Origin of the sequence: Pantoea sp. AS-PWVM4 (assembly GCF_000468095.1) — a bacterium.
GTDB lineage: Bacteria > Pseudomonadota > Gammaproteobacteria > Enterobacterales > Enterobacteriaceae > Pantoea > Pantoea phytobeneficialis.
This window is the reverse complement of record NZ_ASZC01000003.1, coordinates 127678-140805: the sequence shown is the minus strand read 5'-3', so window position 1 is coordinate 140805 and position 13128 is coordinate 127678. Positions and strand designations below refer to the sequence as shown.

Sequence of the window (13128 nt, the reverse complement as noted above, 5' to 3'; positions counted from 1 at the left end):
GGCGCGATTTATCGCGCTTTTTTGAAAACCTGTGCGATAAATCGCGCCGCCACCCGCTCGTAAAATCCAGAAACACTTGGTTTGTCAGGAAGCGTCAATAAGCACACGATCAAAAACGTACCAGGAGGTACAATAAGCGTGCTTATTAACTTTCTACCACTTACACCATGAAAACCATTTGTTTTAAAATCAGGCTATTGCCTGTCGCCCTCCTTTGCGCTTTGGCAGTACCTGCCGCACAAGCTACCGACTTCTTCCACCAGGACACCCTGACCGGTGACTGGGATGGCGCACGGAGCGATCTCGCCCAGCACGGCGTTAACTTAACCGGCGACTATGTCTCAGAAACCGCAGGCGTGTTGAGCGGCGGCCAGTCTTATGGCACACGCTACGCTCAGCAGATTCGTCTGGGTGCCACCTTTGATTTGAACCGTCTGTTCAATGCGGAGCACGCCGGTACGGTCCAGCTGTCAATCAACGATCGTCGTGGACGCAGCACCTCGGCGGATCTGGTCGGCAACCGTCTGCCAATTCAGGAAGCGTATGGCGGCGAATATACTCGCCTGAGCGAACTGAGCTACGCCAATTATCTCTTCACCCCACAGTTGCAGTACAAGCTGGGCTGGCTGGCTATGGGGAATGATTTCGGCAGCCTGTCAATTCTGACCAACTTTATGAACGCAGGCTTCTGTGCTCACCCGCTGTCGATGTCAGGTGGCAGCGGCTGGGGTAACTACCCCAACGCCCACCTCGGCGGTGAGTTAAAGTACAGCTTCAATGACAGCTGGGCGCTGCAAACGGCGGTATTTAACGTTAACCCGGAACAGAACAGCGAATCGTCCCGTGCGTTTAAACCCTTTGCACCGGGCACCACCGGCTATATCGTCCCGGTCGAGTTGATCTACAACTTACAGGGTGAGTTACCCGGTCAGTACAAACTCGGTTACTACTACGACAGTTCCAACGTCGCACGTATCGACCAGCCCGATCGCCGTGCTGATAAACGCTGGGGTGCCTACCTGCTAGCCGACCAGACCATTTGGCAGTCCACTTCGCTGCGCAGCCAGAACCTGCATATGTTTGGTCAGGCCACCACCACCGATGCCGCCACCTCGCCGTTCCGTCACTGGTACTCGGCCGGTTTGGTATTGAATGGACCGTTTGCAGCGCGTCCGCATGATGCGATTGCCATTGGTTATGGTCGTGCGGTGTACAACCAGCACAGTCGTGATAATGCCGTTGACAGTCTGCGCGCCAAAGGCGAATTAGCCGACGCAGAAATGGTAAATGGTCTGGATATTGGCGAACAGCTGGTTGAGATGACCTATACCCTGCAAGCAACGCCGTGGCTGTCGGTACGCCCGAGCGTGCAGTACATCAAAGAACCGGGTGCCTTCTCGAATAAAGAGATCAAAGATACCTGGGTTGCGGGTGTGCAGGTTAAAGTGAAGTTCTAAAACAGAATGCCTTCCGCAGAGCTTGCGGAAGGCATAATTGCAGGGGATTAATGGCCGTTCAGCGCCACATCAACCGTTTTCAATACCTGATGCAACTGTGCCGCATCCACCTGTCCCGGTGCAGACGCCGTACCAATCATGCCAAAGGTCAGGTCATCACCAAACACTTCCCCGGAAAGCCGGGAAATCGCCCCCAGGCCGCCCATCGACATCGTCAGCAACGGTTTACGCGAGTAGTCATTGCGGATCTGCGCCGTAGCATCCATCAGTTTCACCACATCACCTGAATCATGTGGCATCACCGCAATTTTCAGGATATCTGCGCCCATGCTGTCCTGCTTACGCAGACGAGCAACGATCTCGCTGGTGGCCGGGGTTTTCTGGAAATCATGGCTGGACATCACCACTTTAATTCCGGCGGCATGGGCAGCGGTGACCACCTGGTGGATCACTGCCGGATCGCGGAACATCTCCACATCGAGAATATCGATAAAGTGATCTTTAATCAGCGCCAGATAGAGCTTGCCATACGCCTTATCGCTGATGGCTTTCGCGCCACCTTCAGACTGCGTACGGAAGGTCAGGATAAGGGGTTTACCCTGCACTTCAGCCGCAACCTGTTTGCCCAATGCGCCAACTTGCGCGGCATCGGTGGCGAAATTCAGATAATCAATACGGTATTCAATCAAATCGGCATCCGGGTTCGCGCCGATAACTTTGGCCTGCGCCAGAACCTGGTCGGCTGTCGCGCCGGTGGTCGGGATGATGACTTTCGGCATCCCTTCGCCAATGGTGGTCTGGCGAATGGTGATGGGTTGTGCGTGTCGTACGTTGACGGCCGCAGCCGGTGCGCTGGTGGCGGCAATGGCGCTGGTCACACCTGGCAAGGCCAGCAGCAAAGAAATCGCTAATACACTTTTATGCAAATTCATGGGGAGTTCCTGTTTCGCTAATGACACACCTGACTGGACGAGATCAGCTGCGAGGCTGTCTCTTTCCGGTCGGTTTATTTTTTTAGTTGCAGATGAATGCCGTCAGGTAATGCTGTGTCGCAGCTCGCTCAGGAATGGGTTATTGCATGGGGGCAGGCTTACTTAAAGGTGAAGTAGCACCGTCATCGGTGGTGGCAGTGGATGTCACATTTGCCACCGCTAAATCCGCGCTCAGCGGGGTTTGATAATGGATAGTGCCGTTACCCTGTGCATCAATGGCAACCATCTGATAGCCGAGGAAATGCTCCGCTTCGTCCATCGTTGCTTTGCTGTTGGAGAAAAACTCAATGCGGTAGGCAGTATTGGCCTCCCCTTTCACGCTGCCATCGATGGTTAGCGTCTGCTGGTCACGCACGACCCGGGTAATGACCGGCGCAGGCTGATCTTTATTCGGCGTTGCTTCACATCCAGCCACGTTACCATCAATGGCGCAGATTTTTTCCAGCTTGCTGGTGTCATTGCTGATACCACCGCCACGATTACCGATAAAGGCCGCATGTTCGAGGCCAGGCACATTAAATACAATGGCACCGGCATAACCTGGCAGGCAGCTCCCACCGGCAAAGCAACGTTTAATGTCTTTGCCGTTGTCGACCATAATATTTTCAGTGATCCGGTTCACGGCTGGCCCGGTAATCCGATTAATGCCAAAGCTGCCGTTTTTACCGGGTTCACCCTGTGGACGCACGGAAACCGCCACCCGATTGCCGATCATGGTATTCCCGGCCACCACGTTGCCCGTCCCACTTAATGTCACCGCAGAAGAGAGATTGGTGAAGGTATTATCGGCAATATAGTTGCGATTTCCCCAATTGAGCTGTACGCCGTCGGAGTAATTTTCAAAATGATTATGAATCACTTCGTTGTCATTCCCCCACAGCATCTCCAACCCCTGTGAAGGTTCCTGGTTATGTACGTTGTCGGTGGTGACAAAGTTATCCGCAATCAGGTTAAACGAGGCGCCACGGGTGGCTTCCATCGCATCACCATTATTAATAAAAGTATTGCGGATAATTTTATTACGCTCGGTGGTGGTGGCGGTCGAGTTACCCTTGCCATCATCCCCGGTCAACATAATACCGGCACCGCCATGATTACCGACGATGCGGTTATCTTCAATCACGTTGTTTTTGGCGCGATTCACCAGAATCCCGATACAGAAATTACGCACTTCAACCCCTTGCAGGGTGACATCATGGGTATCGCGCAGCACCAGACCCGGCATGGTCGTGGTACGCACATTCGCACCGTACTGGCCTGGGACGGCACCGGGGCAGGATTGCGGGTCTACACCTTTAATATATCCAGAACCGTCGATGGCGACATATTTCCCTTGTTTAAGGAAATCGGTGTTAATAATTTCTACCGGACCTTTAATTTCCGGTAATGGTTTATTAGGTTTGATAATCAGTGGCTGGTTGTTGGCGGAGTGTAATTCAATACGATAATGTCCGGGATTGTGGTTATTTTTTTCCAGCGCCCAGCGCAGCGTGCCCTGGCTGCCATCATCGGCAGGAGACGTCACCCGTAATACTTCAATACCTTGTGTTGCGTTATCTGCGGCGTGCGAAGCCAATGGCAATAGCAACGCTATTGCACAGGCAATGTTATTTTTAATCATGATGAATTCCGATCTGACTAAAGTAGCCGGAAATAAACACCGTTACTTTCCGGCCCCTGGTTTAATGACTTTTCCATCCCCGATATAATTGTTTTTTACCCTCCTGATTTAAAAGAAGCTGGTCCATAAAGAAGAGATTGGCATCGCCAGCACCAGAGCAGGCAACATATTGGCGACCGGGAAGATTTTAATGCCGCAAATGCGAAAGCCTGTGGCGAACATTAATACGCCGCCAACCGCCGAGAAATCAGCCTGCATGGCGGGCGTGGTTAACGGCAGGATAAACACCGCACCATAGGCGAGCAGTAGCTGAATAATCAGCTGAGGCACCGCAACCACCGCCACCGCGAAACCGAGCGACGTGGCAAAAATCGCGGCGGTAAACAAGTCGAGAAAGGATTTTGCAATCAGGACGCTGGTGTCGCCGGTCATCCCTTCATGCATCGAACCGAAAATCCCGGTGCCGCTGGCGCAAAACAGCACGATGATCGCCACATAACTTTGCAGGAACTGTTCCTGCGACTCCTTATCCTGTTCGCCGGAACTGACGAACATCTCGACCAGGCCACGCGCTTTGCTGCCGAGCTTACCGATACCTTTTTCCAGATAACACAACTCACCCAGCAACGCCCCCAGGATCACCGATAACACCATCACCGGCATATGGCTGACTTTCACCACCAGCACAATCCCCATACACATGGAGGCTGCACCGAAGATCAGCGGCATCGAGGTTCTGATGCGTTCTGGCAGACGCGAACTGAGCAACGCACCGACAATGCCGCCGATCAGCACGGCAGAGCCATTAATATAGGGTCCTATAATCACGATTTATTACTCCTGGTCATTAAAGTCACGTCTTCCCCCCAGCGCGGCAGATCGGCACAATCCAGATCCATCAGCCCCAGAGCACGCGCCACGCTGTGCGCAATTATCTCTTCAACAGTTTGTGGCCGCGCATAAAGCGCGGGCACCGGCGGAAACACAATCGCGCCGGATTCCGTCGCCTGCTGCATATTACGGATATGCCCCAAGTGAAGCGGCGTTTCCCGCACCATTAACACCAGGCGACGGCGTTCTTTCAACACCACATCGGCTGCACGCGTCAGCAGATTGTCGGTCAGGCCATTGGCGATAGCCGCCAGGGTGTGCATCGAACATGGAGCCACCAGCATGCCAAGGGTGCGAAATGAACCACTGGCAATGGCGGCCCCGACGGCACGGATGGGATAAACCACATCGGCCATTTCCGCGACATCTTCAGCAGTAAGATCGGTTTCATGTTCGCGATTGAGGTGCCCGGCTGGCGAGATCACCAGATAGCTCTCCACCTCCAACTGACGTAAATAACGCAATGCCTGTACGCCATAGGAAAAACCAGACGCTCCGCTAATGCCAACAATAACCCGTGGTTTACCGCTGCTTCGAATGACAGACCCTGACATGCTGCCTCCTTATTTTTTGTTGAAACCTGGGATAAAGCGATTCACATCCACTTCGAGGAATTCGCTGCGGTGGAAGTTAGCTTTCAGGTGGTAAGGCACGGTGCAGTCAAAGATAGTTTTGCAGGCAATACCGTGGTCGCGTACTGACGGGCTGTAGGCCGGATCAGAGGACGGATCAAGCGGATGGCAACGTACACCCGGAATAAACACGGTATCGACATCGCCCTGATAACGGGTGGTCATCGCCCAGATCACATCGTTAATATCAAACACGTCGACGTCTTCATCCACCAGCATCACATGTTTCAGCTCAGAGAAGGCGGAGAACGCCAGCAGTGCCGCCTGACGCTGACGACCTTCATCCGCCGGGGTGCGTTTTTTCACCTGCAACACCGCCAGATATTTGCCGGTGCCCGGTGTCGGGCAGTGTACGGTCTGCACGAAACCTGGCAGCGCGCGTTCCACCATCTGCAAAATACTGGCTTCAGTCGGGATACCGGCCATATTGGTGTGTTCATCGCTGGGGCCAATACAGGTTTGCAGAATCGGTGAACGACGATGGGTAATGGCTTTGACTTTGATCACCGGCACCTGAGCCTGTGCCGCACCGGTATAACCGGGGAATTCAGGCATCGCTTTGCCGGAATTGGTGTTCTGGTCTTCACGTACACGTACACCTGGCAGCAACTCACCTTCAATCACTACTTCCGCATTGGCGATGGCGCGTGCTTTCACGGTCAGACATTCTGCTAACTCAACGGCCTGGTTACGCAGGCTGCCGGCAATCGACAATTCATCAAAGCCCAGCGGCGTTGTTGGCGGTTCAAAGCAAGCACCAATCTCAATCGCCGGATCGACACCGATGCTGATAGAGATCGGCAGCGGTTTACCGGCCGCTTCAGCTTTCTGACGGAAAGTATCGAGGTGACGGCCTGGCACGAAATACATCGAGATTTCGTCTTTGCTCTGCACGCACAGCCGATGGATGGTGACGTCGTGTTCACCGGTTTCCGGGTCGGCGGCGTAACACATACCGAGGGTGAAATAAGGGCCGGCATCTTCCGGGGTGTTGGTTGGCGCAGGCAGGATTTTCAGGATATCGAAGTCCGGATCGCTGGCCAGATGCACCACTTCCTGAGATACCGCTTGTTCACGCGGGATAACAATCGGCGCGATCGGGTTAGCGACCGAATCTTTCAGCATAAACGCCAGATTTTCCGGTGTGGTGCCAAACAGGCGAGCCACACGTTTACGTGAAGACAGCAGGCCGATAAGCACGCGCATATCGTTGTAGCCTTTGATTTTGTTGAAAATCATCGCCGGGCCGATTTGCGTCGGACGTTTTACCGTGCCGTGTGCACCGACATAACGGTAAACGCCGGATAATTCCGCGATCGGATCTACAGGTTCATCGGTGTAAATCAATTCATCATCGTACTGGCTTAACACCTCCAGCGCGGAACGTAAATCGGTGACTTTTACTTGCTTCTCAGACATCTCAATGTCCCTCTTGGTCGTGGTAACCGGTGATGCATCGGCGCAGACAGGCGCTGGCACACCTTGAGAACAACAGGAGCGAATTCAGTGGCATAGAACCGGCACCTCCCGTCGTTACCCCCACAGTGTTAGAGGATCACTGATAAGAGTCCAATAATAATACCTGGCGTTTTGATAAAGAGTTATTATCAGTAAAAATCAGGAGGACATCGATGGATTACCGACATTTACACGCCTTTGTCGTACTGGCGGAGGAGCTGCATTTTGGCAAGGCGGCACTGCGTCTGAACATCGCTCAACCGGCACTGAGTCAGTACATCAAGGCGCTGGAAAAGGAGCTGGATCTTGCGCTATTCACCCGTGACCGGCGGCATGTGGCGCTGACGTTTGAAGGTGAGCAACTGGTGGAAGAGGCACGTATCGCATCCAGTCATTACACCAAGTTCCGCGAAAATGCGCGCAGTTTACGCCTGGGATATCGCGGGCAGATCAAGCTTGGTTACGTCGGTTCTTCGATACTCGACCCGGCACTCACGCTGTTAATTAATGGTTATCGCCAGCGTAAACCAGGCATTGATATCGTGATTGAAGAACGCAATGTTCACGAACAGCTTACACTTCTGTTAACTAATCAAATAGATATCGCCCTGGTTCGCTCACCGGTGCCACGATATGATCATCTGGACTATCTCGATCTCGCCACCCGCCCGTTGATTGCGGTGCTCCCACGTCGCCACCCGCTGGCTTCCCAGCCGCGCATTGCGTTGTCACAACTTGCTGCTGAACCCTTTTTGATGCAGGAAGATCCGCCTGGGGTTGGCCTGGGCTGGTCAGCGCTGAACGCCTGCCAGCAGGCGGGATTTGTGCCACAGAAAATCCAACCCACCCGTGATGTCTCGGTGGCTATCGGTCTGGTGTCGATGGGGATGGGGGTCACGCTGGTACCCGAAACCCAGCGTTCGGTAATGATACCCGACGTGGCCTACTGTTTTTTGCAGGATCAGCATGCCACTTCAACGCTGACCATGAGCTGGCAGCGGGAGATAAAGAATAAGGCGTTACATGACTTTATCCAGTTTGCCCGTGAGCTGACACAATAGGCACTCACAGCGCGATAAATCGCGCCGCTACACCTCGGTCCAGCCACGCAGCAGGTTGTGATACATATTCAGCAGCGACAGCAATTCTTCACTGTCGCCGTGACGCGCTTTCAGGCTCTGAATATTGCGGTCCAGCTCAAACAACATCGCGCGTTGTTTGTCATCGCGCACCATCGACTGAATCCACAGGAATGATGCGACACGCGCGCCACGCGTCACCGGTGTCACGCAGTGCAGGCTGCTGGAGGGATACAACACCAGATGCCCGGCGGGCAGTTTAACCTTGTGCTGGCCGTAGGTGTCTTCAATCACCAGTTCGCCACCGTCATAGCTTTCTGGCTCGCACAGGAACAGCGTGGCGGAAAGATCGGTGCGCATCCAGCCTGCCGCGCCGTTGTGACGCACCGCCCCATCGACATGAAAACCGTAGGTTTCCCCCTGCTCATAACGATTGAATAGCGGTGTGGAAATGCTGCGTGGTAACGCGGCGGAAAAGAACAGCGGGTTGTTGTTCAATGCCTGCAACACTGCCGCCTGCAACCGATCATAGAGCGGCGTACGGGTGTCGATCTGCTGGTTATTTTTCACGGTGGCACCCTGGCTGCCGACCGTTACCCGGCCATCTACCCACTCGGCCTGTTGCAGCAGCGTGGTGAAACTGGCGACCTCTTCCGGCGTCAGCACGGCAGGAATGTGATACATCATCGCGTTGTTCTCTCTTAAATGAAGTGGAGCTGGCACATGCCGTAGCGGCGCGATTTATCGCGCAATCAACCTAAAACAGCGCGATAAATCGCGCCGCTACTGCCGTTTAGAAATGCACGTTAGCCGTCAACAGGAAGGTACGCGGCTCACCCGGATGGTAGCGGTAACCACTCTTGTTGATGGAGGCAACATAGTTGGTGTCGAAAACGTTGTACACGTTAAGCTGCAAATCAAGGTTGTTATTCACCTTATAGCCCAGCTTCGCGTCTGCTACCCAGTATCCTTCGGTGTGGTCTGGCGTGCCCACCGCACCATCGCTACCGCGACGCAGGCTGCCAACATAACGAGCACCGGCTCCCACTGACAGCGCATCGGTGGCCTGATAGTTGGTCCACAGGGTGAAGGCGTGCTTCGGCGTATACGCCAGCGCCGATGAACCATCCTGCGCCACGCTGGCGCCCTCGGTGACAGAAGCATGTTGCAGGGTATAACCGGCGATCACCTGCCAGTCCGGGGTGATATTGCCGGTGGCCGACAGCTCATAACCTTCAACACGTTTCTTACCGTATTGCGAGTAGGTGCCATCGTCATTGGCGGACACTTCGTTCTCAATATCGGTACGGAACAGCGCCGCATTCAACAGCAAACGTTTATCCAACACTTCCCACTTGGTGCCCACTTCGCTGGATTTGGCTTTCTGCGGTTTGAAATCGGTACGGTTGGCGCTATTGCCGGTGCCACCCGCAGCCAGCGCAAAGTTGCTGCCACCCGGCGGTTGCTGGGAAATCGCGTAGTTAACGTAGACGTTACCCTGCTCGGTCAGACGATACAGGGCACCGGCTTTCCAGTTGACCAGATTGCCTGATTTCGCGGTATCGACTGTGGTAACCGGCGTACCGGTCGCCACGCCCGCCGGACAGGCCAGCGCACCACGTCCGGTGCCGCCACAGGCGGTGGCACTGTCATAATCGGTGTGATAATTGTCGAGGCGAATGCCGCCGTTCAGCTCAAAGTTTTTGGTGATCGCCAGCGTATCGAAGGCGTAGATACCAAAGGTGTCGGTCTGGCCGTTGGCATTAGCACCGTTGCGATTCAACCCACCCAGCGAAATGCTGCTGATCGGATGGTAGATATTCACGACAGGTGCGGTAATCGGAGTGACACCGTAGTTGGTCTGGTTCTCACGAGTAAACTCGACCCCGGCGCTGACATCATGCCCGACCGAACCGGTAAAGAACTTCGAGGTGATATTGGTCTGGTTGGTCAGGATGCGGTTACTGACGTCTTTCAGGTTGACGTTACGCGTCCAGGTCCAGGTGCTGACATCGTTCGGGTTCGGCATGCCAATGGTGCTGCCCATCACCGCCGTCAGCAGATACTCCTGCTTCACCCGTGACCAGCGCGTGGTGTTACGGATGGTGGTGTTATCCGACAGGTCATGCTCGAAACGCATGGTCACCGTATCGGTGGTGGATTTATCGAAATCTGAATCGGTGCCGTAGTAGTTACTGGTCGCGACTTTGCCAGAGGTATTCAGCGCTGAGGACGCTGCGGTAGGCGAAGAGTAGCCCGGCAGCCCGATGGTCGGAATGCCGCCGTCCGGCGTGTTGTTCTGGTGAACGTGCAGATAATTGAGGTACAGGCGAGTGGAGGTATCAAGGCCAAACGCCAATGAGGGTGCCACGCCATAACGTTCATTCTGGATATTATCGCGACCGGCATCATGGGTTTTTTCACCCATTAAATTGAGGCGGAACGCAGCGTTATCGCTGATCGCCTGGTTGTAATCCAGTGTCCCACGACGCATCCAGGCGCTACCCACGCTGACCGACGCATCCAGGCCGGTATCAAGGCGCGGCTGTTTGCTGATCATGTTGATGGAGCCGGACGGCGCGCTACGGCCATAGTCGGTGCCTGACGGGCCTTTGATCACTTCCACCTGCTCGGTGTTAAAGGTATCGCGCGTCACGCTGCCAATATCACGGATACCGTCAACGTAGATGCTGTTGGAGGTATCCATGCCACGCATATACACCGCATCGCCGGTCGATGAACTGCCGTTCTCCCCGGCATAAAACGCCCCGACACCCGGTACGTTTTTCAGTGCATCAGTCAGGTTATTCACACCCTGATCTTTAATCACCTGGTCAGGGATCACCGTGATGGTACGGGTGGTATCCACCAGCGGTTGGGTAAATTTAGGATCGGCGGATACGCCAGGAGAATAGAGTGAAGGCGTTTGCGCCTCCACCACCAGGGTATCGTCGTTCTTTTTGGTGGTGTTGTCTGCGGCCAGCGCGGCGGCTGGCGAGATCCCGATGCACAGCCCGGTAAACAAGGTCAGCGAGTTAAAGCTGCCAAATGGCAGGTTGCGATTTTTATCCATTTTGAAAAGTGTGGGTTCGTTGTAGTTATTGACGCGCACAACGGGCCGTACAAAATGGCCCGCACCTCAAATGATAAGAAGAATGGTTATCATTTACTTTCGTATTTTTGCATGAGCGCAACGCTAAGGAAACACATTTCTTTACGCTAACATTACGAATTCAATACAATTGAAGGAAGTGAGGAGGGTTTGTAAGAATTATTTAAACAATGTGCAGAAATTCGTCAGAAATGGGCAAAAAAAAGCGCGATAAATCGCGCAGCTACGGTTTCGAACGATACGTAGCGGCGCGATTTATCGCGCGTCATCACAGATGGAAGCATTCATCTTTCATAGTAACGGTAAACCGTCGGATGGAATTCAATACCATACAGTTGGCTTACCGGGATCAGCAGCTCAATATGTTTACTGAAATCCACCTCGTGTTGTTCGACCCCGGCAGACTGTGGCTCTACCAGGCGATTAAACCACTGTAGCAGTAACTTTTTCATCGGCAGTTCTCCAGAAATGTTTGACCCTGTCAGTTAAACGCAATCCACCATATAACCAAAACAAGAAGTTCTGCGCTTCATTGCTACAAATTGCATATAACGTCAGGCATGCGGGGGCAGCGCAGCACCTTCGATGCGACAACGCAGCCAGTCCCGCGCGCGGTAATAACGCAACGTCAATTGCGGGCCAAAACCCATCCAGAACGGCGCTTTATGCAACGGTTCAATCTTGAGTGCCAACTCGCTCGCGGGCATGTCCAGCGCCCACTCCGCCAGAATGCCGCCGAGCATACTGCCGGTCGGTACGCCACGCCCAGAGAGGCCCGTCAGCGCCACGACGCCGGGTGCCAGTTGATATAAACGCGGAATGGTTCGTTGCTGCATATCCAGCTCGCCGTACCAGAAATAGTCCCAGCGCAGCGGCTGCCCGATGGCCGGATGCAGCCAGCGCAGGCGATCGCTCATCACCTGATGGGTATAATTCATCTCGCGCCCACGCCGCCCCATCGGGAACATTGAGGCGACGATGCGCCCTTGCTGGTTATATTTGTAGACATAGATATCACCACGACCGTCATGAATAGTGGTGTTTAGTGGCAATACCTTGCTGCGCAGTGCCGCATCCAGTGGCTGAGTGGCGGCGACAAACACCCGCATGATGCGAAAACTCTGTTCCAGTTGTGGCCAGCCGGCCACGGTGTACGCCCCGGTGGCGAAAATCACTTTATCTGCCAGCACATGACCTTGTGGTGTGATCACCTGCCAGGCTGTTCCCTGCTTTTTCACCTCGCTAACCGGAGAGGCACAGTAAACTTCGCCGCCCTCCTGCCCCACGGCCCGCGCCAGACCACGCGCATAGCCGAGCGGATTAAGATGTCCCCCTTCATGATGAAACCAGCCACCATAAAAACGCGGACTGCCGCTGATGCGCTCCGCCTGCGCCGCATCCACCGCTTCGGTATGCGCCCCAACCGCGTTGTACTGACGCGCTTTTTCCTCAATCAACTTCATCGCACCCGGTCGCGCCGCCGCCTGGAGATAGCCGTTCTGTTGCCATTCACAATCAATGTGATAATCGCGGATCATCGCGCTGACCTGGTGATTGGCCTGGGTCTGACGTCTGATTAACCGCTCGGCCCAGGGCTCACCCAGCAAGCGACGCAGTTCCGGCAGCGAGAAATGGGTAAACGTTGGGGTGCAGTGCCCGGCATTGCGCCCGGAGCCACCAAATCCAGCCTGCTGAGCTTCCAGCAGCATGACCTTCACGCCTTGTTTTGCCAGCGTCAGCGCGGTGGTCAGCCCGGTATAACCGCCACCCACGATGCAGACATCCGCGCGATGTTCTCCCTGCAAGGAGGGCAAGTCAGGCGCGGGTGCTGCGGTGGCAAACCACAACGAATCTTCGAACGGGGAGAATCGGGCCATTGCGCATCA

General features: G+C 54.4%; 11 protein-coding genes. 2 read left to right on the top strand and 9 right to left on the bottom strand.

What is annotated here, in order from left to right; all coding sequences use genetic code 11:
• The first annotated feature begins 221 nt into the window (after nucleotides 1-221).
• Nucleotides 222-1457, top strand: a complete 1236-nt coding sequence (locus L579_RS03235; RefSeq protein ID WP_235056561.1) for a carbohydrate porin — start codon at nucleotides 222-224, stop codon at nucleotides 1455-1457.
• 47 nt (nucleotides 1458-1504) lie between these two features.
• Here the strand turns inward: L579_RS03235 and aroD are convergent, their stop codons facing one another.
• The 5 genes from aroD to L579_RS03210 all read right to left on the bottom strand — a co-directional run bounded on the left by aroD (nucleotide 1505) and on the right by L579_RS03210 (nucleotide 7012).
• A complete protein-coding gene (gene aroD, locus L579_RS03230; RefSeq protein WP_021182839.1) occupies nucleotides 1505-2389 on the bottom strand; it encodes a type I 3-dehydroquinate dehydratase in 885 nt (294 codons plus the stop codon).
• 139 nt (nucleotides 2390-2528) lie between these two features.
• Entirely contained in the window at nucleotides 2529-4070 is a 1542-nt protein-coding gene (locus tag L579_RS03225) for a right-handed parallel beta-helix repeat-containing protein (protein WP_021182838.1), read from the bottom strand.
• A 108-nt stretch (nucleotides 4071-4178) separates the two neighbouring features.
• Nucleotides 4179-4898: a DUF554 domain-containing protein gene (locus tag L579_RS03220; protein ID WP_021182837.1), complete on the bottom strand. Its 720-nt coding sequence runs from the start codon at nucleotides 4896-4898 to the stop codon at nucleotides 4179-4181.
• The gene (locus tag L579_RS03215) at nucleotides 4895-5515 is read right to left on the bottom strand and encodes a UbiX family flavin prenyltransferase (RefSeq protein ID WP_021182836.1); all 621 of its coding nucleotides are present in this window, start codon (nucleotides 5513-5515) and stop codon (nucleotides 4895-4897) included. Before L579_RS03215 ends, L579_RS03220 begins: the two co-directional genes overlap by 4 nt.
• A 9-nt stretch (nucleotides 5516-5524) precedes the next feature.
• Nucleotides 5525-7012: a UbiD family decarboxylase gene (locus tag L579_RS03210; RefSeq protein ID WP_021182835.1), complete on the bottom strand. Its 1488-nt coding sequence runs from the start codon at nucleotides 7010-7012 to the stop codon at nucleotides 5525-5527.
• A gap of 212 nt (nucleotides 7013-7224) precedes the next feature.
• Here L579_RS03210 and L579_RS03205 point away from each other — a divergent pair, with 212 nt between their 5' ends.
• Nucleotides 7225-8112: a LysR family transcriptional regulator gene (locus L579_RS03205; RefSeq protein ID WP_021182834.1), complete on the top strand. Its 888-nt coding sequence runs from the start codon at nucleotides 7225-7227 to the stop codon at nucleotides 8110-8112.
• Between the two features lie 27 nt (nucleotides 8113-8139).
• Here L579_RS03205 and ybiX read toward each other — a convergent pair whose 3' ends face one another.
• The 4 genes from ybiX to L579_RS03190 all read right to left on the bottom strand — a co-directional run bounded on the left by ybiX (nucleotide 8140) and on the right by L579_RS03190 (nucleotide 13119).
• Nucleotides 8140-8817 carry a PKHD-type hydroxylase YbiX gene (gene ybiX, locus L579_RS03200; RefSeq protein ID WP_021182833.1) on the bottom strand — a complete coding sequence of 226 codons (678 nt, stop codon included), beginning with the start codon at nucleotides 8815-8817 and terminating at the stop codon, nucleotides 8140-8142.
• Between the two features lie 106 nt (nucleotides 8818-8923).
• Complete coding sequence (locus L579_RS03195; protein ID WP_036624912.1) at nucleotides 8924-11203, bottom strand: catecholate siderophore receptor Fiu; 2280 nt, start codon at nucleotides 11201-11203, stop codon at nucleotides 8924-8926.
• Nucleotides 11204-11526: 323 nt separating this feature from the next.
• Nucleotides 11527-11694 (bottom strand): hypothetical protein, encoded by a 168-nt coding sequence (locus tag L579_RS24000; protein ID WP_021182831.1) that lies wholly within the window; start codon nucleotides 11692-11694, stop codon nucleotides 11527-11529.
• A 102-nt stretch (nucleotides 11695-11796) separates the two neighbouring features.
• The gene (locus L579_RS03190; protein WP_021182830.1) at nucleotides 11797-13119 is read right to left on the bottom strand and encodes an NAD(P)/FAD-dependent oxidoreductase; all 1323 of its coding nucleotides are present in this window, start codon (nucleotides 13117-13119) and stop codon (nucleotides 11797-11799) included.
• Nucleotides 13120-13128 lie beyond the last annotated feature (9 nt).